Origin of the sequence: Marinobacter sp. CHS3-4, assembly GCF_030053415.1 — a bacterium.
GTDB lineage: Bacteria > Pseudomonadota > Gammaproteobacteria > Pseudomonadales > Oleiphilaceae > Marinobacter.
Map to the genome: position 1 here is coordinate 665229 of NZ_JASGBJ010000001.1, position 20864 is coordinate 686092.

At 57.4% G+C, this 20864-nt stretch carries 18 protein-coding genes; 7 read left to right on the forward strand and 11 right to left on the reverse strand.

The window, feature by feature from the left end:
• The first annotated feature begins 23 nt into the window (after positions 1–23).
• The 3 genes from QLQ17_RS03055 to QLQ17_RS03065 all read left to right on the forward strand — a co-directional run bounded on the left by QLQ17_RS03055 (position 24) and on the right by QLQ17_RS03065 (position 2343).
• Positions 24–419 (forward strand): hypothetical protein, encoded by a 396-nt coding sequence (locus QLQ17_RS03055; RefSeq protein ID WP_283208062.1) that lies wholly within the window; start codon positions 24–26, stop codon positions 417–419.
• A gap of 242 nt (positions 420–661) precedes the next feature.
• Positions 662–1621, forward strand: coding sequence for a transcription termination factor Rho (rho, locus tag QLQ17_RS03060; RefSeq protein ID WP_283208063.1), 960 nt, complete (start codon positions 662–664; stop codon positions 1619–1621).
• Between the two features lie 41 nt (positions 1622–1662).
• Positions 1663–2343: a glutathione S-transferase family protein gene (locus QLQ17_RS03065; protein WP_283208064.1), complete on the forward strand. Its 681-nt coding sequence runs from the start codon at positions 1663–1665 to the stop codon at positions 2341–2343.
• On the opposite strand, the gene QLQ17_RS03070 is transcribed toward QLQ17_RS03065, so the two are convergent.
• Genes QLQ17_RS03070 through QLQ17_RS03080 form a run of 3 tightly spaced genes read right to left on the reverse strand, consistent with a single transcriptional unit; the run spans position 2336 to position 5207 of the window.
• Positions 2336–3151 carry an inositol monophosphatase family protein gene (locus QLQ17_RS03070; RefSeq protein WP_283208065.1) on the reverse strand — a complete coding sequence of 272 codons (816 nt, stop codon included), beginning with the start codon at positions 3149–3151 and terminating at the stop codon, positions 2336–2338. The genes QLQ17_RS03065 and QLQ17_RS03070 overlap by 8 nt on opposite strands.
• Complete coding sequence (locus tag QLQ17_RS03075) at positions 3151–4446, reverse strand: pyridoxal phosphate-dependent aminotransferase (RefSeq protein ID WP_283208066.1); 1296 nt, start codon at positions 4444–4446, stop codon at positions 3151–3153. The genes QLQ17_RS03070 and QLQ17_RS03075 overlap by 1 nt, the downstream gene beginning before the upstream one ends.
• A 20-nt stretch (positions 4447–4466) precedes the next feature.
• The gene (locus tag QLQ17_RS03080; protein ID WP_283208067.1) at positions 4467–5207 is read right to left on the reverse strand and encodes a substrate-binding periplasmic protein; all 741 of its coding nucleotides are present in this window, start codon (positions 5205–5207) and stop codon (positions 4467–4469) included.
• Between the two features lie 201 nt (positions 5208–5408).
• Between QLQ17_RS03080 and QLQ17_RS03085 the strand changes: the two genes are divergently transcribed.
• Entirely contained in the window at positions 5409–6086 is a 678-nt protein-coding gene (locus QLQ17_RS03085) for a response regulator transcription factor (RefSeq protein ID WP_283208068.1), read from the forward strand.
• A gap of 9 nt (positions 6087–6095) precedes the next feature.
• On the opposite strand, the gene QLQ17_RS03090 is transcribed toward QLQ17_RS03085, so the two are convergent.
• From QLQ17_RS03090 to QLQ17_RS03115, 6 genes are all read right to left on the reverse strand, one after another.
• Positions 6096–6707 carry a hypothetical protein gene (locus QLQ17_RS03090; RefSeq protein ID WP_283208069.1) on the reverse strand — a complete coding sequence of 204 codons (612 nt, stop codon included), beginning with the start codon at positions 6705–6707 and terminating at the stop codon, positions 6096–6098.
• Between the two features lie 107 nt (positions 6708–6814).
• The gene (locus QLQ17_RS03095; protein ID WP_283208070.1) at positions 6815–8551 is read right to left on the reverse strand and encodes a hybrid sensor histidine kinase/response regulator; all 1737 of its coding nucleotides are present in this window, start codon (positions 8549–8551) and stop codon (positions 6815–6817) included.
• A gap of 66 nt (positions 8552–8617) precedes the next feature.
• The gene (locus QLQ17_RS03100) at positions 8618–9742 is read right to left on the reverse strand and encodes a lipase secretion chaperone (protein ID WP_283208071.1); all 1125 of its coding nucleotides are present in this window, start codon (positions 9740–9742) and stop codon (positions 8618–8620) included.
• Positions 9743–9852: 110 nt separating this feature from the next.
• Entirely contained in the window at positions 9853–10779 is a 927-nt protein-coding gene (locus QLQ17_RS03105) for an esterase/lipase family protein (RefSeq protein WP_283208072.1), read from the reverse strand.
• Positions 10780–10943: 164 nt separating this feature from the next.
• Complete coding sequence (locus tag QLQ17_RS03110; protein WP_283208073.1) at positions 10944–11267, reverse strand: DUF3301 domain-containing protein; 324 nt, start codon at positions 11265–11267, stop codon at positions 10944–10946.
• Positions 11268–11332: 65 nt separating this feature from the next.
• Positions 11333–12949 carry a methyl-accepting chemotaxis protein gene (locus tag QLQ17_RS03115; RefSeq protein ID WP_283208074.1) on the reverse strand — a complete coding sequence of 539 codons (1617 nt, stop codon included), beginning with the start codon at positions 12947–12949 and terminating at the stop codon, positions 11333–11335.
• Positions 12950–13178: 229 nt separating this feature from the next.
• Between QLQ17_RS03115 and QLQ17_RS03120 the strand changes: the two genes are divergently transcribed.
• Together QLQ17_RS03120 and QLQ17_RS03125 are read left to right on the forward strand one after the other, a co-directional pair.
• Positions 13179–14855 carry a putative bifunctional diguanylate cyclase/phosphodiesterase gene (locus QLQ17_RS03120; protein ID WP_283208075.1) on the forward strand — a complete coding sequence of 559 codons (1677 nt, stop codon included), beginning with the start codon at positions 13179–13181 and terminating at the stop codon, positions 14853–14855.
• Between the two features lie 103 nt (positions 14856–14958).
• Positions 14959–15903, forward strand: a complete 945-nt coding sequence (locus QLQ17_RS03125) for a helix-turn-helix domain-containing protein (RefSeq protein ID WP_283208076.1) — start codon at positions 14959–14961, stop codon at positions 15901–15903.
• 93 nt (positions 15904–15996) lie between these two features.
• On the opposite strand, the gene QLQ17_RS03130 is transcribed toward QLQ17_RS03125, so the two are convergent.
• Positions 15997–19086 (reverse strand): efflux RND transporter permease subunit, encoded by a 3090-nt coding sequence (locus tag QLQ17_RS03130; RefSeq protein ID WP_283208077.1) that lies wholly within the window; start codon positions 19084–19086, stop codon positions 15997–15999.
• Complete coding sequence (locus QLQ17_RS03135) at positions 19086–20204, reverse strand: efflux RND transporter periplasmic adaptor subunit (RefSeq protein ID WP_283208078.1); 1119 nt, start codon at positions 20202–20204, stop codon at positions 19086–19088. Before QLQ17_RS03135 ends, QLQ17_RS03130 begins: the two co-directional genes overlap by 1 nt.
• 150 nt (positions 20205–20354) lie before the next feature.
• Between QLQ17_RS03135 and QLQ17_RS03140 the strand changes: the two genes are divergently transcribed.
• Positions 20355–20861 (forward strand): DnaJ domain-containing protein, encoded by a 507-nt coding sequence (locus QLQ17_RS03140; protein WP_283208079.1) that lies wholly within the window; start codon positions 20355–20357, stop codon positions 20859–20861.
• The last annotated feature ends 3 nt before the right edge of the window (positions 20862–20864 follow it).

Here is a 20864-nt window from a genome sequence, read left to right on the forward strand (position 1 = left end):
AACTGTAAGCAAATAGGGGAATTATGGAATTCGTCGAAAGGAACTTTAAGTGGGTCATGCTGGTATCTGGTTTCCTAACAGCCACCATGTTTTATGGCCTCATCGCACCTCAAGCTGCGCTTGAATCAATGTTCGGCGCTTCATTTGATGGCGGCCTAGAGTCCATAATTGTGCGCAGTTGGTCAGCCCTCGTTGGCCTTGTGGGTATAATCTTAATATACGGCGCACTAGTCGAACGGCACAGAGTGTTTTCCGCTGCAATGGGTGCACTGAGTAAAGCGATATTCGTGTCACTGGTCATGATCTATGGCCAGGAATTTTTAGGCCACGCAGCGCCGGCAATCATTATGGATGTGGTGGTTGTCCTGGCCACACTGGTTTTCTTTGCGGCGATCAGGGTTAAGCGTTCGGCGGCGTAACCAGGCAGTCAACCCGACGCCAGAATCGTACCGCTTTTGCTCCCCTTCGCTGACGCTCCGTCGCAGCTTACGTCAGCGTTAAAACCATGCTTACCGTCGAATATTCGAGCCACATTTTTCGTCCTTGCCATGTCAGAGTTAATAGAATTTGAGACCCAACGGCTGCATTTGCGGCAGTGGAAAGAAAGCGATTCCGTACCGTTCGCGGCTCTAAACGCCGACCCTCAGGTGATCAAACAATCATGACGAGAAAGACATTAGGCTTAACCGGAAAACGCAATAAAGTCGCTGAACCAGTGGCTGAGAAAGCCGAAGCTGTGGCTGAGGTTGAAGCTGATCCACAAAAACATTTTCTAAACGCTGTGGCAATCAATCCATCGCCGCGGATTCGCCTGGAGTCCGGCTCGGAACAGCTCACGGTGCGCGCGATGGATTTAATTACGCCGATTGGCATGGGGCAGCGAGGTTTGATCGTTGCACCGCCGGGGTCGGGCAAATCCACGATTCTGAAACACATTTGCCAGGCTGTGGGTAAGGCGTATCCGGAGATCAAGCTCTACGCGCTATTGATCGATGAGCGGCCCGAAGAGGTCACCGATTTCAGGCGCAGCGTGCCGGCGGAGGTACACGCGTCGTCTTCGGATGAAAGCTATGCGCATCACGTTCGCGTTGCCGATGAGCTTCTTGATCGCGCCCGCCAGGAAGCGGGCGAGGGTGAGAACGTGATGATTGTGATCGACTCTCTCACCCGGCTTTCGCGGGTGCATAATTCGGAGCGCAAGAGCAGCGGTCGGACCATGTCGGGCGGGATGGATGCCCGGGCGATGGAGATTCCGCGGCGGTTGTTTGGCGCGGCACGCAACCTTGAGAACGGCGGCTCGCTGACTATTCTGGCGACTGTTTTGGTGGATACCGGCAGCCGGATGGACCAGGTGATCTTTGAGGAATTTAAGGGCACGGGGAACATGGAGCTGGTGTTATCGAGAGAGGTGGCGAACCAGCGCATCTTCCCCGCGCTGGACATCGCCAAGAGCAGTACGCGCCGCGAAGAGCTGTTGCTGGATCCAAAGGATCTGGACAAGATAAGAACACTGCGCCGGGCGCTTAGCGGTCTCAAACCGCTAACAGGCACTAAGAAGCTGGTGGAGATGCTGGAGCAGTACCCCACCAATGCCGAGCTGCTATGCTTGGCCAGTCTATAATAACGCGACCCAACTCGTTTACGGGAATGAAAGGCAGCTCAATGATCAAGCTACACGGATTCGCTTCCAGCAATTATTACAACGTCCCCAAGCTCGCGCTACTCGAGAAGAACATCGAGTTTGAAGAAGTTCTGTCTTACACCGGGGTCGGCCCGAAGTATAAACCCGAATATCTCGACAAAAGCCCTCTGGGTAAGGTGCCGGCACTCGAAACAGACGAAGGATTCATCAGCGAATCCCGGGCCATTCTGGAGTATATCGAGCGGACCTACCCGGAGCCGGCGCTCCTGCCAGCCACCCCCTATGACATCGCGAAAGTGCAGGAGTTGTCCCAGTTCATAGAGCTCTACTTTGAGCTTGTCGCCCGACAACTGATTCCCAACCTGCTGGGCGGTACCCAACCGGATCCTGCGGTTTTGAAAAACGTCGAGAGCGGAATCAATAAGGCCGTAGCCGCGCTGCCAAAGCTGTCAGGCTTTGAGCAGTTTGCCTATGGTGACCAGTTTACCCTGGCGGATATCGCGGCGATTCTGAACTTGCCGATCGTGCGTCACGTTGGCAAGGCGTTCCTGGGCAGGGACCCACTGTCGGAAGTGCCCGGCCTGGATGCTTACTCCAAGCGTATGGAAGAGCGTCCCCAGGTGAAACGAATTCGCGCCGACGCAGCCGCCGACCGCCCAGGTTTCATGGCGCACCTGAAGGCGATGTACGGCGTTAAATAGGGCGCGACGCTTCCCGCAGAATCTCGCGTACCGGCTGCCACACTTCTGGGGCCGAAATCAGAATGTCCTTGCCCCATAGATCGGCTGGCATGCCGTCTGGCACCTCGCTGAAATGGCCGGCCGTGGCACCCGCTTCGATGGCGATCAGCCGTGCGGCTGCAAAATCCCAGGGGCTCACGTTCTCGTAGTAGATGTCCAAACGTCCGCAGGCCACCCAGCAGATATCCAGCGCCGCTGATCCTATTCGGCGCAGGTCCCGGCACTGGTGAATCATGGCATTCAGCCGGTTTACCAGGGGTTCCAGCGCGTCCTTGGTGTAAGGGAATCCGGTGGCGAACAGCGATTGCCGGGGCACGGTGGCACCACTGTGGCGAATCGGATTGCCATTGAGTGTTGCGCCCTGTTCTCGAACTGCCCGAAAGGTTTCCTCCGAAAACGGCGCGTGCACCACACCCACCTGAACCCGGCCTTTTTCGGCGTAAGCGATGGACACGGCCACTTGCGGATGGCCGTAAGCGTAATTCACCGTTCCGTCAATGGGGTCCACTATCCACAGCGGTGTATCCAGCTCATCTGCCTGGCTCAGGTCCGGCATGGTTTCTTCGGACAGAATTCGGTGGTCCGGAAACGCTTCGCGGATGGCGCCGGTGATCATTTCATCGGCCATGACATCCGCGTGGGTCACCAGTTCTGTCTGATCTTTGTAATCGGTTTTCAGGGTATTCTGCTCGCGCTCACGGCGAATCAGTTCTCCGGCCTTCAGCGCCAGGTTTTCGGCGAAATCGGCAATGATGGTGAGCTCTGCCATTACAGCGCCTCCAGCCAGCCGGCCATCCTGTCCATGGCCAGAACCAGCCGGGGGCAGGCCAGCTCTACAAAGGCATCGTTCAGGTCTTCAGAGGCGTATTGATTACCCGCCAGTTCCAAAGCGGCGGCGCCGTCGAAATCCACGAAAGCCAGGCGGGCCCCCAGGTGATCCGGCACAAAGCCGAAGTCACTGGCCGGCAGAATCGCCACTCCGGTCTTCTCCAGCAGTGATTCACACATGGCCTGACTGGTTTTGATGTCGCGATTGGCCAGGGCATCCCGGAACGCGGAGAAGTCAGGGAACAGATAGAATGCGCCCTGGGGTTTTTGCACCACCGCTCCCATGTCGGTCAGCCGGCGGTGGAGGTATTCACCCACCACTTTAAGCACCCGCCGGGATTGCTTCAGGTATTCGTCCAGATCCGGACCGCCGTCGAAGGCCGCAATGGCTGCGTGCTGAATTGGTGCGCTTGTGGCGGTGTAGGTTTCGCTGGCAATGATCGCCATCGCGTCCTGCAAGGGGCGCAGCTCCGCCGGGAAAATGAACGCACCCAGGCGCCAGCCACCGGCACCCGCCCACTTGCTCAGGCCGGTGCTGACAATGGTGCCCTCCGGATAATAACGGGCAATGGATTTGTGCCGGCCGTCAAACTGAACTTCGCCATAGATCTCGTCAGACAGCAGGATAATCCCGTACTTGCGTGCGACGTGGGCAATGGCCAGCAACTGGTCCTCGGTGTAAGTGCAGCCCGTTGGGTTGGACGGGTAGTTCAGAATCAGGATGCGTGGGCGCGAAGGGTCGTCGCGGCACACAATGTCCAGCTCTTCGGCGGTCAGCTGCCAGTTGTTCTCTGCGTGGGTAGGCAACCAGTGGACAGAACGACCGATAATTCGCGCCTGAGGCGCGTAGGACACCCAGCTTGGCCTGGGAATCAGCAGGTCACCGTAATAGGCCAGTTGCAGCATGAACAGCAGCTCTTTCGAGCCGGGCCCGATCAGTACATCTTCCCAGGTTGAACGCATGCGCTCACTGCGGTTGAGGTAATTGGAAATGGCCTCACGCAGCGGCTTCAGACCCTTCACAGGCAGGTAGTCTTTTTGATGGGCGTGATCTCTCAGGGCTTGCACCACCCTTTCCGGTACCGGAAAGGGTGATTGGCCAAGGCCAAGCTTGATGATGTCACGGCCTTCTGCCCGAAGCTGGTTGCTGGTTTCATTGATGCGAAGGGTCGCCGAGGGCTGAATTCCTCGTACATTGAGATTGATGGCGTACCGATGATCTTTGTGGATATCCATGGTGCTGGTGTTAATCCAAGTCAGTGGATGTCTTTGCTGCTGACCGATGCCAGAGCGTCATTGAATTCGTCCCGCAATTTCTTTCCATTGGGCAGTTTACGGCTGAATGCGGCGCGGAAGCTGCGAACGGGCCCGACGATGCCGGGCATCTGATCCACCTGTGACAGTTCTGGATAACGGCTGGAGTTTTCCTCAAGCAGGTATTCGCACACCGATTTTTCGCAGATAAACAGGTCAATCCGCCCCAGGCTGACCAGTCTCAGGCCTGTCAGTTCTGGCTGTTCCTGGGTGATTCTGGTAACTCTGGCATTGCCGTTGAGCAGCCAGTCCATGAATTCCGGGGCATAACTGTAAGAAGCGGTCAGGCCAAAACTCAAGCCTTCCAGGTCTTCCAGGGTTTGCCATTGCAGGTCGCGGGATGTCTGTTTGAAGAATACGTCTTCGGCTTCACTGATCGGGTCGGTGAAATAATAATGGCGGTTTCGCTCGTCCGAATAGGTCAGTGAGAAAAGCATATCGGCTTCGCCAGCACGCACCAGCGATTCTGCCCGAGCCCAGGGCAGAACGCGAATGTTGGCCGTGTACCCCATTTCGTCCAACACTTCACGGATCACCCGGGTATCGGTCCCGACCACTTTATCGCCTTTCATATACTCGTAGGGCGGGTACTCGGAGGTCACCACGTCGATGACTTTCTCGTTGCCAGATGCGGCAACCGGCAACAGCAAAGTCAGGGTCAGAAGGGCCTTGCGAAAGGTCATAACACCACCGTGTCAGCGACAGAAAAAGTGCTTGCTCACAGTATAGTCATGCTGCGTCCTTTCTACGAATCAACGCCTTAGCTGTACCAGGCGCAGAACCAGTGTTGCAAAATGTTAAACAGACATGATTCCTGGGGCTCGCAGATCCGTATAGTGGTTGTTACCGCAGTTACAAAAAACACAATTCGTGCGGAGACAGCGATGACTTCCGTGATAGAGGGCAAGGCGGCGACGGCTGCCCTGTCACCCGAGGGCTCCGAGCAAAAAGGACCTTTGCCCCGGATATTGATCGTGGATGATCACCCGTTTTTTCTGTTCGGCCTGACCGCCATTCTTGAAGAAGAGGCGCTGGCGGAAACCGTGGCCAGTGTTGGTAGCATTACCGAGGCCATTGATGACCTGCGTCAGGCGCCGGAGACCTCACTGGTCTTGTTGGACCTGACCCTGCAAGGCGAAGCCGGGCTGTCCCTGTTTGCCGAAATGGAGCAACTCGGATTGCCCGTGCCGGTGGTGGTGATTTCCAGCCGCGAGGATGAAACGTCGGTCAGGGCCGCCAAATCGGCTGGTGCTGTCGGGTTTCTGCCAAAATCCGCTGATCGTCGATCTCTGATCCGAATGATCCGGCGGGTGAGCCAGGGGGATCTTTTCTACCCATCCCTACAGGTGCCCGCCTCTCAGCCGGAGGGGCTGACGCGGCGTCAGTTGGAAGTGCTTGGGCTGCTGGCGGAAGGATTGCCGAATAAACGCATCTGTCAGGTGTTGAACCTGACCGAGCACACCGTCAAAACCCATCTCAAAGCCATCTTCGCCCACCTGGGCGTTCACAACCGGACCGAGTGCGTGGCCCAGGCGCGGGCGCTCGGGCTGATCTCGCGTTAGGCCTGCAACCTACTGCAGGCCCAGTTGCAATTCGGTCTGATAGCTGTCTTCGGTGCGGGTGATGACCGCCCGATTATCGCCGCTGGCCTGCATGCCCTGTTGGTCGGCGATGACGTGCAGCTGCTGCCAGGCCCGATTGCTGTCCGCGCCAGCTTCCAGAGTCACCGAGAGGCAGGCCAGTGCGTCTTTGCGAGATTGCTCGAATTGGGGAACCAGTTGGCCGGAGCCACTCACCGGAAAACCGACCCCGATGGTGACCTGGTCGCCGGTTTGTTCCCGCCAATCCGGCAGAAACAGCGTCAGCGGGCCCACGATGTCCAGCTTCGCTTTCTTGACGGCGGCAATGCCCACTTTTTCAGCCAATGGCTTGGTCTGAGAGCGGATCTGCTCCGGCGGCAGGTCATAGTTGCCGACGAAGTAGGTCGCTCTGGGTACGGTTTTGTAGAGCACCGGTTTGCCGTCCAACTGGGTGACCTGCCGGGTCTCGATCTGTGCAGAGGGACTGCTGGGCCCACTGGCGCACCCGGCCAGGCTCAGCAGAAGGGTCAGGGCCATCGCAAAACGGCCCGGGGTTTTCAATGCAAAAACGATGGCGTCGGGTGTCCCTGCAGTCCGGGTCATGAATCAGTTCCTTGGTGAGTTCGGATCGTTGTCCAACCATAAGTGGATTGTTTGGGCCAAACAAGAGGTTGGTTGGGTTGGCGATGAGGGCGCCTTTTCAGGCCTGTTCAGCGACGCATTAACTGTTGCAGCGCAGCACGCAGTCGCATGGGTTGCAAAGGTTTGTGCAGCGTCCACAGGCGTAATGAGGGGTTATAGCCCTCGGCCATGGACGTGTCTGCTGTCACCATCACGCCTCCGCTGATGGCCTGCTTTTGGCTCAGGTGATCGAACAGCTGGTCGCCCCGCTTTTCCGGCAGATGCAGGTCCGTGACCAGTATGGCATTGGAGAGTGTCTCGCTGTGTGTCAGAGCCTGCTCAGCATCGGCAAAGGCGTGCACATTGTAGCCCCAGCCGCTGAGCGTTCGTTGCAGCCAATGACGAGACTCGTCGTGGTCTTCCACGACCAACAGGCCCGGATGTGGGCTGTCGGGTGAAAACGAGAGCGCTTTCTCCGGCGCTTCTTCACCAGGGCAAGAGGGCAGTGTCACGCGGAATCGGGCGCCGGTGCCACTGTCGCCCGCCAGTGTGCAGCGGCCGTCCATCAGTTCCGACAGTTCTTTAACGATGGCCAGGCCTAGTCCGAGGCCAGGATCGTCGGCTTTGCGCGAGCGCACAAAGGGGTCAAAGATTTTAGATCGGGTCGTTTGATCGATCCCTCGGCCATCGTCTTCAACGGTAAACACCAACCGTCCTTTATCGGCGCCGGCCCTGACGGTTATCCGGCTGGCACCGCTGTGATCCAGCGCGTTGAAGACCAGGTTTTGCAGAATCCGGTGCAGCAACTGCGGGTCGGCCAGCACGGACTGATCGCCGCTGTGGTCGCTGAACGCCAGTTCGACCCCCAGGTTGTCTGCGCGCTCACCGCAGGTTTCATGCAGTTGGGCCAACACACGAGCAGGGCGCAGTGGCTCCGGTTCCGGTTTCACCATGCCTTCCTGCAATCGTGAAATGTCCAACACAGACGCCAACAGGCCGTTGAAATGGGTGACGGAGGACTTGAGTCGCGTCACCAGCCCCAACTGCTCGTCCGGCAGGCCGTCGGCCTTCAGATTTTCCAGAATCAGGCTGATGATGTTCAGCGGCTGTCGCAGATCGTGGCTGGCCACGGTAATCAGATTGCTCTTGCGCTTGCTCTCGACCTCCGCCTGATCGCGCAGAGCTTCCAGCATCTGTCGATCGAGAAAGTGTGCCCGCTGGCGGTGTTCGCTTAGCCAGCTGCCGACCATGCCGACGATGTTGGCGGTCATGATGAAGAACCCGTTCACCGCCAGTTCCGGTGCCGTCATGCCGGTGGCCGCTTCCATCACCAGATACGCCGCCACGATGATCAACGACAGAGCCGACACCAGCCGGAATGGAATGCCCATGGCGAAATAGCCAAACATCAGCATCAGCAGAATGCCCTCGTAGGGCAGCGGGAAATTATTCAGGCGGGCGATGCCAATGATGCCGACCACGCTCAGCCCTCCCACCAGGTAAGCCATGCCGTAAACCCGCAGGAAAACGCCGGACGGCATTGGGCGCCAGGACAGCCACCACACCAGAGAAATGGTCGGGCAGGTAATCAGCAAGCGGACAAAGATGGTCTGCCGGGCCAGGCTGTCTGGCAGCATGACCCAATCCAGCAGGGCATACACCAGAAACAGTACCAGGGCGCTGGCACAGACGGGCCGGGCCCGTTCGCGAATGCCTTCGTCGCGAATAGCCTGGTAGCGGGATTCCAGTTCCGGCTGAAAGCGCAACCACCGGAATCCGGTGGTCTGCTGCTGCCTGAGCTGATCGATGTTGATGGGTGCGGTCATGGTTGCCAGTCTAACCCCGCCGGGGCATCAGAACTGGCAATGGTGCACAGTCTTGCTATGCCAGCCTCAGGGCGAGGTCGTGGCAACCGAAGAGTCTCCAGACCTATCCAGTGATTTCAGCTTCGCCCAGGTACGGGTCTGCTCGCTTTCGAAATGCCGTTCCAGAAGCTGTGTTTGCTGGGCTTCAAAGTCGTCCTGGCTGATACCGGCATTCTGCAGGCTGGCCAGTTCCTGTTGATACTGTTGGAATTGTTGATCGAACTGCTCGCGCTCCTGCAGATAGCGAACAACCTCATTCGCCTGTGTGGCTGTAACGCCCAGATCCCTCAGGTTTTCTCCGGCTTCTTCCGGCGAGCTGGCGTCGGCAATGGCGGCCTGTCGTTGCTTGGCCATGTCGGTTTCCTGAATCATCCGGGTTTCGGTTTTACGAATCTGCTCGGGCAGCTGTTCCCTGTGGTACTTCAGCAACGTCTGTTTGCTTTGGGCAGAGAGATCATCCCGCTGCTGAATCTCGATGCTGGCCAGGGTGTAATCACCGTAGGCTTCTTCCAGCCCGAAGAAGGCGTCATGGGTGGCCGGTTCAAAGGTATTGCGGCGCAGTTGTTTCAGGTCAGACAGTGCCGTTTTCAACATTTGAAGCTGATAGGCCGGGTCCTGCTGGCGGGTCGGGTCCAGGGACCGGTTGCCCATGTCCAGCGCTTGCTGTTTGTAGTCCAGGTACTGATCCAGAATGGCCAGTGCCTGCTCTGCGGCCGCAGGTGGCAGGTTGTCCCTCGCCAGGGATTCAATTTTGCCAAGCGCGGTTTCAGGTGACACCTCGCCGACCGTGTTGAGGAAATAATCGAAAAAATCTTTGGTCGACAGATCAACCACCAGGTTGCCGTTCTGGTCAGCCTTCAGACTGCCATCAATGTCTGTGCCAGACAGTGACGACGCAAAGGGATCGTCACCCAGTGATTCTGGGGTTTGATAGGCAATGTCGCCGTCTGCTTGTTCAACGAGGGCCGGTGGTGCGGTGACTGAATTCGATTTGGTTGCGTCAACCGGCTGGGAGGTTGTCTTTGGTTGTAACTGGGTTTGCGGCGTGATGCCGGGCTCTTCAGTGACCATCCAGATGGTGGCAGCGACAAGTGGAACCAGCGCAATGAGTGGAAAAATAGCGCGTTTGAAAGTCGATGGTTGTTCAGGCATGGCAGGCACCGTGTTCTTTTTTGATGGCATCGGTTAGGCGGATGATGCAGAAAGCCACCGGGCCCGGATTGGTGCCCGGTGGCTTGCCGAAGGAAAAACAACAGGCTGAATTACAGGCCGCGGTTCTTCAGACGGTTGGCCTGGCTGCGATAAAGCGAGACCGGGTTGGTCCACCAGGAGCGCGCACCAAACAGATGGTTGACGGCGTCCGCGTGGTTCATGTCGTAGTGGGTACCAATCACGTTGCCGAGTTTGGTTGCACAGACACCCACCAGGCCATCGTTCTGCTCATTGCCGAAGGCCAGTGCCGTGATGCCCAGGAAGGGATCGGTTATGTCGGTCCAGTTGGTGAATACTGACTTACCCGTCCAGGAGAACATCTTAACGCGATTGCCGTTGATCCATTGATCTTCAGCCGCGCCTGAACAGGACCAGCGGTTAACGCCTTTCCAGCCCAGAGCGTTGTTCAGCTCGGTGGTGCCACGGGTGGTCAGGGTTTCCAGTGCCGCAACGCCGTCCTGCGGGTTGTCGGAACCAGACAGTGCGTTCACCAGATCGCCCAATGCGCTGGCGATGGCCTGTGCGCCACCTTCAACGTAACTGCCGGGCGGGATGATACCGCGAACCACGTCTGCCACCTTGGAGCCCTTGTTCACGCCGTTGATCGAAGTGATCGACGCAATCTTGTGAGGGATCAGGGAAGCGGTAACGCGGGAAGTGGGTGAACCCTGGCTGTGAGCCATCAGGTTGACCTTGGAGTGACCAAGACCATTGACGTAGTTGGCCAGTTGCTGACCACGCTGCTCACTGCTGTTCACGAAAGAAACGCTGGCGGAATACACGCGTGCACCGCTGCGTTCCAGGTTCCACGGGATGTTGTGGAAGTAGTTGATCAGGCCACCGATGGTGTTAAACCCGGTGACACCGTGTACCAGAACAATGGGATGCTTTGTCTGGGTGTAGCCTGCATGGGTGATGGACGGTGCCGCAAGCACCATACAGCCCATAATCACTGCAAAAGTGATGAGTTTGCGCATGGTTGACTCCTATTGTTTTTGTGGTCGGCCATCCGGATTTGGTGGCCTTTGTCTCCAATGCACGGTCGATTGTTTGATATTCAGGCAGAAGAAAGAATCGCCCATTTGGGTGAGGGCAAAGGCAGGCTGTTCAGTTACGGGTATCGATCAGTGACAGGTCTTGATCAATGAAAGGTGTCGAACCGGTGGGGTTCCAGCTCGCTATGAATGACACGCTGGCCCAGCATGATGATGCGACCGGCGTAGCGTTCTTCGCCGGTCACGGTGAAGTCGAACATGAAGCGCCGCCACACCCGCAGGCTTCCGTTGTTATCCCGCTTGAACCACAGGCCGCGCAGGTACACGGCGTCGTCCAGTAGCATCACGTCCATGCGCTTGCAGTAGTCGCGGGCGGCTTGCAGTACGAAGTCCTTGATGGCCTTGCCTCGCCACCAGTACCAGGTGGCGAAGCCGGCCACGAACAACCAGAAAAGGGTTCCGAGAGTCACAGTAGGTTCTGCTGTTCAGATGAATAGGCATCAGGGAGCCTACACTATCACGTTCGGCGTGGGAATCAGGCCCCCTTGCCTGAGGTGGCAGTGGTTCTCGGCTGCAACTTGTCGCATAGCATATGCAGGAAATGGCTGGTCAGCAGGTGGGCCTGATCGACGTTATTGCCAAGGTGTTCGGATTCCGTCCGTGCACTCTCCCCACTCTGGACGGACGCATTCCCCAGTTCGAGCAATCGATTGGTCTGGCGCTCCACCTGCATACTGAGTGCGGATTGTTGTTCCGTAGCGCCGGCCACTTCATGTGAACATGACGCGATCACATCAATGTCGCCCAGCGTGGATGCAAGAGAATTGCTGGCTTCGGACGCCAGCGCCGCGGTGGCGCGACAGGATTCCGCACCACGACTGATGACATCGACCACGGCGTGGGTTTCCGATTGCAGCGATCCGATAATATCACCAATCTCTTTGGTCGAATCATGGGTGCGTCGGGCCAGGCCGCGCACTTCATCGGCGACCACCGCGAACCCACGACCTGCCTCGCCAGCCCTGGCGGCTTCGATAGCTGCGTTGAGGGCCAGCAGGTTTGTTTGCTCGGCAATACTGCTTATCACTTCCAGCACTACTCCAATGTCATCGCTGCGTGATGACAGACTGGCGATCCGCTCATTGGCCGTTGCCAGATCGTCAGACAGTGTTTCGAGTGCCTCATTCATGCTGGTCATGTGCTGATGACAATCGCCGGAGGATTTGCGGGCATCCACTGTCGCATCGTGGGTTCGGGTGGTCAGTTCACTGACTCTGGTAACACTCTGTGCAAGTTCCTCGAACGCCCGCGTAATGCTATTGATATCGCTTTGCTGGTTTTCGATGCTACTGACAGAATGGGATACCCATTCCACCGTGCGTTCCTTGCGATTGTGGAGCTCTCCTATATTGCTGTGCATACGCGCGGAGATAGCCCTGAGGATGGAATCCTGTTTCTGACGATCAAACATAATCCAGCCTGCCTCATCGCGGCGACCGGTATAGATATAAACCATGGCTGGATGGGCAGAACTTTGAGTGGTTCGCGCCAGCCGGAGCAATGGACGCGTAAGCAGAATTAATCCCGCAAAAACGCATGCCAGAACAGCCTCGGCGGCCAACAGAAAGCCCATGGATAGTTGGGCCGGAGCCAGTGCTGCCAAGCTGAGCGCCAGCACACCGTAAAGGGCACCAATTCTTGTGGTGATTGAGGCGCCGCGGGCAAGAAAGCGACGCGGTACCTGGCCCGTTTTCCATGCGCTGTAGACTTTTTCGGCCCGTTCGATCTGCTCACGGGAGGGTCGAGTGCGGACCGATTGGTACTCAACCACTTTTCCATTCTTGCGAATGGGGGTCACAAAGGCATCAACCCAGTAGTGGTCACCGTTTTTGCAGCGATTCTTGACCAGCCCTTTCCAGGACTCGCCGCTTTGGATCGTGGACCACATGTTCTCGAAGGCTGCCGGGGGCATGTCTGGGTGACGGATCACATTGTGTGGCTGCCCAATAAGCTCCTCTTCGGCATAGCCGGCCACTTCTGAAAACTCCCGATTGACCGCTGTGATCCGGCTGTCCAGTGAGGTGGTCGTGATCAGATGGTAGTGATCCGGGTATTCATATTCGCGCTGAGTTACAGGTTCGTTCCGCCGCATTTGTGGTCCTACTGACGCCTAATTCATTGTTTTTGCACTAATGACTATTGGCCGGATTTGGCGTGCTGGGTATCCAGATATTGCACAATTAAGACGTTTCCCTGCTTTTATCCGTTTTTCGCGACAGATTTTGGCTATTTTGCAATATATGGCTAGGTTGGCGACATTTCCTGCCTATTCTGGAAAAGGGCTGACCTGGGTTGGTTAGGGACAGAGCAATGGGGGTTGGATGCAGGCTTTACAACAAAATGAATTCCAAGAATTGGTCCATCGCTATCCGCGCGCCATCATGCTTACAACCACCGATGCCAGAATTGCTTACGTAAACCGTATGTTCAGCTCCATCACAGGGTACGACCCGCAGGAGGTGGTTGGGCGCGCTCCTTCCGTGCTGAGCTCCGGGGTGCATTCCAAGAAATTTTACCAGGCAATGTGGGAAAGTTTGTTGAACGAAGGTCATTGGGAAGGGGTGATCTGGAACCGGCGCAAGAACGGCGAAACCTATCCCCAATGGCTGTCAATTTCCAAAGTAGAAATCGATCGCAGACGTTTGTTTGCAAGTATGTTCATTGACGTAGGCGACCTCGCCGCTGGAGACGAACGACTTGCCTCTCTCGCTTACTACGACCCGCTGACAGAGTTGCCCAATCGTGCACTGTTCCAGGAATTTCTAAAAGCACGAGTATCTATCCGGCGTGAAGCCCATAAGTGCTGCGCAATATTGTTCATTGACCTGGACTTTTTCAAATCGATTAACGACCTCCATGGTCACGAATGTGGTGATCGAGTTCTGCAGCAGGCGGCCGTTTGCATCCAGAGCGCGCTGAGAACGGGCGACATGGTGGCGCGGCTGTCTGGCGACGAATTTGCGGCCATCGTGGAGTTAGATTCGTCAGAAGAGGTTGATGTTATTTGTCAAAGAATGACGCAGGCCTTTCAGGTGCCGCTCATGTGCGATCGAAAGGAGTACTTCCTGTCTGCGTCGATTGGTGTTGCCCTGTACCCAAAGCACGGCGAGACTGGCAGTACGTTGCTCCAGAATGCCGACCACGCCATGTATACGGCGAAGCTTTCCGGCAGGGGCTGTTACCGAATGTACAACGCCGAAGACACGGAACAGGGGCGTTTCAAGCAACGGTTGTCGGAGGCGCTCATTGCCTCCCTTAAAAGTGCCCCGGAAGAGTTCAGTGTGGTGTATCAGCCGCAATACCAGTTGGCAACGGGCCAGATCGTAGGTCTTGAAGCGCTCTTTCGGTGGAATCACCCTCATTTCGGCGCCGTGTCGCCAGACGACTTCGTGCCGATTGCCGAGCAGCGCGGTTACATTCAGGAACTGACAGAGGGGCTTGTTCGTTGCATTCTGGCAGACTTGCCAGTGGCTGCCGACGATGTTCCTTCCGGACTGAAACTGGCAATCAATATTTCCGCCCGACAGATTAATGATTCGCGTCTGGAAGGAACGCTTGCTCCACTGTTTGCGCGCCTCCGTCAGATTGGCTGGTTGCCGGAGATTGAAATTACGGAAACCCACCTTATGCATCTTTCTTCAGCCTGCCTGGCCTGGTTGCATGAATTCGGTCAGCAAGGGGTGACGGTGGCGCTTGATGATTTTGGAACCGGGTATTCTTCGCTGGCTTACCTCCATAAGCTGCCAGTGCAGGTCCTAAAAATTGACCGTCAGTTCATCAAGCGGCTTGGAGGGGAGGGCAACGATACGCGTATCGTGTCGGCGATTCTGGCGATGGCAGAGGCGCTCGACCTGGACGTTGTGGCCGAAGGCATCGAAAACGAAGACCAATACAGACAATTGTGTGAGTTGAACTGCCACCGGGGTCAGGGCTATCTGATGTCAAAGCCCGTGCCCTGGCACACGTTACACGCTGATCTTGCATGTCGATATCAATGATTATCTAAAAACGGTGGGCTGTGAGTAATTGTGCAACATCTGGCTAGGTTAAGCGCCGCGACTGCACTCAAACTGGCCCCCCGAATCCGTTTACCTGGAATTTATGACAAACACAGCAACACATTTGAACCTGGAGCTTGCCGATTATCTGCGGGTCAATCGGGCCTCCCTGAGTGAATGGCTTGCCGCCATCCGTGAGATCTCTGGTTGTGATGACATAGAGTGTCGACTGCATCGCGGTGGTGGCCCGGTCGGTAATTTGTCGTCTCTTGAGACCGATTATGGTCGGGTGGTCTGTATCCATGTCAGCCAGGGGGTAGATGTCACTGGTTGTCGCACGGCGGACCCGGTTTTCTTGCTGCCGTTGGCCGGAGACCCGGAAGTCGTTCTGCAGAGCGGGAAGTGGCAGCCTCTGAAACGGTTGGTGATTGCCCGCCCTGAGGACAGGTTTAATTTGAGGTTACCTGAGAACAGTCGGGTTATGATTCTCCGGCAGAAAGCCGGGACTTTAGATGGCTTTAGCGAAGGTGGCAGCGAGTGGCAGCTTTCTGCCTGCCAGGAGGTCATAGAGTGCTATCTGCATCACTCGCCATTTTTCAGGGATGATGCCCATGCCAGGGCGGTGACTGGTGACCTATTTCTTCAGCTGGCGGGGATCGCAAGCAATGAAGAAACGCCGCCTTGCGAATGTCCTGAGCTTGATCGCCGGTTGTTCAAGGTGATCGAAAAGATCCGACAGGAACCCGACTGGGAGTTCAATTTGCGGGAGCTGGCCAACCATTCCGGCGTGAGTGAGCGAAACCTTTACTACCTGATGGAGCGGGAAACCGGGATAACCCCCTATCGGTTTTACCAGCGCGACCGGTTGATAAGGGTCCGGCATCGTATTGTGGATTGCCAGTGCGAGATACCTCATATTTCCCGGTATGCATCCGATGAAGGCTTTTCTCACCTTGGCCGATTTGCGGCGCTCTATCGGGAGCATTTCGGGGAGCTCCCCAGTGAGACGGTGCAATGGCGCCGCCGACTGCAAGAGATTCCAGCTTAGATGAGCCTTTAAACGAATTTCCGGCCCTTTCCTGAATTACAGACATGAAAAAGCCCGGCTCACTCTGTGTGGCCGGGCTTCCAGGGCTTGCCCTCAGTGAGTCGGTTGCGGCTCGTCGCTACTCCTCGTTTTGTCAGAGTCATCGTCGGCGCCTGCAGCGTGATGATCACGGCCGAGCAGGATATAGAATGCCGGCAGTACGAACACCGTGAACAGGGTGCCGATGCCGAGCCCGGCACTGATGGTCAGGCCGATGGCAAAGCGGCTCTCGGCACCAGGGCCGATCGCAATCAACAGCGGCACCATTGCAAAGATCAGTGCCACCGAGGTCATGATGATCGGCCGCAGACGTATCGCCGCCGCCTCGATCACCGCGTCCCGTTTGTTCAGGTTACGCTCGGTCTGAAGCTGGTTCGCGAACTCCACGATCAGGATGCCGTTCTTGGCGACCACACCAATCAGCGTTATCAGGCCCACCTGGGTGTAGATGTTCATCGTCGCAAAACCAAGCACGATGAACGCCATGGCACCGGCCACGGACATGGGCACCGACACCAGGATGATGAACGGGTCGCGCCAGCTTTCGAACTGGGCCGCCAGTACCAGATAGATCACCAGCAGTGACAGGAAGAAAGTCACGATCAGCGCGCTGCCCTGGTTGGCGAACTGGCGGGTCTCGCCGGTGTAATCGAAGGTGAAGCCTTGCGGGAAGGTCTCATCCGCGGCCTGCTCAATAAACGCCATTGCGTCGCCCACGGTCACGCCCGGTTGCACGACGCCTTCCAACGTCAGCGAGTTCAGCTGGTTGAACTGGGTGCGCTGGGACGGCTCGACGTCCTTCTGGAAGCTGATTACGCTGGACAATGGCACCAGTTCGCCGTTGTCCGCGCGGATGTAGTAATCCTTCAACGCCTGCTCGTCCAGGCGGAATTCCTGGTCCACCTGCGGAATCACCTGGTAGGAGCGGCCCTGCATGTTAAAGCGGTTTATGTAGCCACCGCCCAGCATGCTCGACATGGCCCGACCCACGTCCTGCATGGACAGACCCAGGTCGGCGACGCGGTCGCGGTCCACGTCGATGCGGATGACCGGCCGGTCGAATTCGATGGACTTCTTGAGGAACATGAAGTTGCCGCTCTGCATGGCTTTGCCCAGCAGTTCATTGGCCACGTCGTTCAGACGATCGTAGCCTTCACCGGTGGTGATCACGAACTGGAAGGGCAGGCCGCCGCCGGAGCCCGGCAGGGATGGCCGCGGGAACACGGCGGTTTGCAGGCCGGTGACGTTTTTCAGTTCGGCATCCAGCTGTGGCTGCACCTCAAATTGGCTGATATCCCGTTGGCTCCATGGCGCCATCTTGAAGCCGCCAAACACCGCATTGGGGCCGGTGATGCCCAGGATCATGAAGTCTTCTTCGTAGCCCGGCACGGTTTCCATCCGCTTCTGAACTTCGTCACCGTGCTGCTGCAGGTACTCCAGGGTGGAGGTCTGCGGGCCCAGGCCCTGATAAAACAGAATGCCCTGATCTTCCGTGGGGGCCAGCTCGCTCTGGCTCATGGACACCATGAAGTAAATCGAACCCAGCACCACCAGGGCAAAGAAAATCACCACGGACTTGGTTTCCATCAGCGAGCTGAGCGCGCGCTTGTAGCCGTTGGCCAGGCCATCGAAGAACTTCTCAACGCCCTTTTCGAATCGGCCGGAATCGCCGTGCGGCTTGAGGATTTTGCCGGACAGCATGGGCGAAAGGGTCAGTGCCACGATGCCGGAAATCACCACGGTGCCGGCCAGGGTGAAGGCGAATTCGGTGAACAACGAGCCAACCAGGCCGCCCATAAACCCGATGGGCGCGTACACTGCCACCAGCGTGGTGGTCATGGCGATAATGGGCGTTGCCATTTCCCGGGCGCCATTCAGCGCCGCTTCGAACCGGCCTTCGCCAGCCTCGATGTGCCGGTGCACGTTCTCCACCATGATGATAGCGTCGTCCACCACAAGACCGATGGCTAAAACCATAGAAAGCAGCGTTAGCAGGTTCAGCGAGAACCCGAGCATCAGCATTACAAACGCGCCACCGACCAGTGACAGCGGCACCGCCACCGACGGTACAACGGCCGCGCGCAGGGAACCCAGGCACAGGAACACCACCACCAGCACGATCACCAGGGCTTCCAGCAGGGTCTTGATCACCTCGTCGATGGAGTCGTCGATGAACTCGGAGGCGTCGTAGGCCAGACGAACGTCCAGGCCTTCCGGCAGCTGGGATTCAATGCCCGGCAGCTCGTCTTTGACCAGGCCGGCCACGGTCAGCGGGTTGGCGCCCGGTGACAGTTCAATGGCCACGTAGGTTGCCGGTTGGCCCTTGTACAGTGCCAGTTGATCGTAGGTTTCAGAGCCCAGCTCCACGCGTGAGATGTCCCGCAGGCGAATCAACGAGCCGTCGGATTCCTTCACCACCAGATCCCGGAAATCGTCCGGGTTGCCGATGTCGGTGTTGCTGGTCATGCTGATCTTGGTGTATTCGCCCTTGGTGTTACCAACGGCCGCCTGATAGTTGTTTTCCAGCAGCACGTTGACCACTTCCTGCGGCGTCATATCCACGGCAGACAACCGCTCCGGGTCCAGCCACACACGCAGGGCAAACTGGCGGCCCAGCAGTTCCGCTTTACCTACGCCTGACAGCGCCTGCAGTTTGGGCTGCACCACGCGGTTCAGGTAGTCGGTGATCTGCGGTACCTGAAGCTCTTCGCTGTAAAAGGCGATGTACATCAGTGCCGTGGAATCGCCGGTGGTGGAGGTGATCACCGGGTCCTGGGCTGCTTCGGGTAGCACATTGCGCTGACTGGCGACCTTGGCCTGTATCTCGGCCAGCGCCGCGTTGGCGTCGTAATTCAACACCATCTTGGCTTCGATGGTGGAGACACCCTGGGCACTGGTCGAAGACAGGTAATCGATGCCACTGGCTTCGGCGATGGCCTGTTGCAGCGGCGTGGTGATAAAGCCTTTGACCAGGTCAGAGCTGGCGCCGGGGTAGGCGGTGGTCACCGTTACCGTGGTGCTTTCCAGCTCTGGATACTGCCGGATTTCCATTTCCAGAGCCGCACGGGCACCCAGAAGCAGAATCAGCAGGCTGACGACCGTCGCTAATACCGGTCGCTGAACAAATATGTCAGTGAACCGCATTATTCAGACGCCTCCGCTGATTCGCTGGCTTGTTCGGATGATTGCTCATCCAGAATCTCTACTGTCTGGCCGGCCCGCAGCCTCAACAGGCCTTTGGAGACCACCTGCTCGCCGGTTTCCAGGCCGTTCAGTACGGCAACGCGGCCGTCACGGGTATTGCCGGTCTGAACCGTGCGGCGCTTGACGATTAGCTGGCCGTCTTCGTTTTCCGTGACCACAAACACGAAATCGCCATAGGTGTTATAGGAAATGGCCGTGCGTGGAACGGTGACCACGGTCTGATCCTGCGGCTGGCGGGTGTTGATGGTGGCGAACATGCCCGGGCGCAGCAGTTTCTCGCTGTTATCGAGGGTGGCGCGAACGCGCACCGTGCGGCTTTCCGGGTTCACCGAGGTGTTGATGGCGCTGACTTCACCTTCAAAGGTTTGCTGCGGAACCGCGGCCACCGTGGCAACCACGGAATGGCCTTTGGCTACCATCGGCAGGTCTTTTTCAGACAGGGTGTAGTCCACGTAAATGGGGTCCAGCATATTGATTTCGACAATCGGCGTGCCGGTGGCAATGTATTCGCCCTGATCCACCAAACGCAGGCCCAGGTTGCCGTCGAACGGGGCGCGAATTACCTTCTTGCTCAGCTGGGCTTCCGCTTCGTTCACCCGTGCCTGAGCCGCATCAAAGTTGGCCTTCGCTTCGTCGTACTGGGACTGGGACACCGCCCGCTTGGGCAACAGGTCCGATACGCGCTGGAATTCCTGCTTTGCCAGTTGCGCTTCGGCCCGGCGAGTGCGCACGGCCGCCTGATCGATTGCTGCGTCCAGGCGAATCAGCACGTCGCCTTTCTTGACCGCGTCGCCGGATTCGAAGTTAATGGTTTCCACCACACCCGGTACTTCGTTGGCCACCGCAATGCCGTTGATGGCCTCCACGCTACCCACGGCCTTGATCTGCGGCGTCCAGCTTTCCGTCTGAGCCTTTACAGCTGAAATCTTTGCCGGCGGCTGGGGCTGGGAGAACTGCTCCTGCATCTGGCCAAACTGGTAGAACTTGTAGCCAAAGATGCCGCCTAGGACAGCACCCAGAATGATGATGACGATCAGGAAGCGGGAAGCGGTGCGCATAATGGAAATCCTGGTAAAAAACAGTTAAGCCGCAAAGGATAGCATCCTATACAAAGTCCGGAAACGCTGTCGCTGACTTGTCAGGGGAATTGCGTACAATTACGGCGAAAGCACCTCAACTACGCGACAGAGTGACTACAGGATCAGCCCATGCAGTGGATACTTGGCATCGCCCTGGCGGCCGCCGTCTTTATTATTCTCAAGCAGTGGGGCGCATTAAGCCCTGAAAAGAAAAAGGCCGCTGCCTGGAAAATCGCGCTGGTCGTCGGTGCCGCCATGCTGCTGTTTTTGGTGCTGACCGGGCGGGTACATGTTATTACGGCGGGTATTGCGGCATTGTTACCGCTGTTGCGCAAACTTCCCGCTTTGCTGAAGGTTTTGCCATTCATCCGCCGCATGGGCCAGTCCGGCCAGCAGCAAGGCCAGAACAACGGCAACGAATCCGCCGGGCGCTCTGCCAGCAGCGGCGGCATGGACCTGAACGAAGCCTGCGATACCCTGGGAGTATCGGCCAGCGCCAGCCGTGAAGAGATCATCGACGCCCACCGGCGGTTGATCCAGAAGCTGCATCCGGACCGTGGCGGCAACGATTACCTGGCCGCCAAGATCAACGAGGCCAAAAGCGTGCTGCTAAAGCATTGCGACCCGAATCAGTAATCC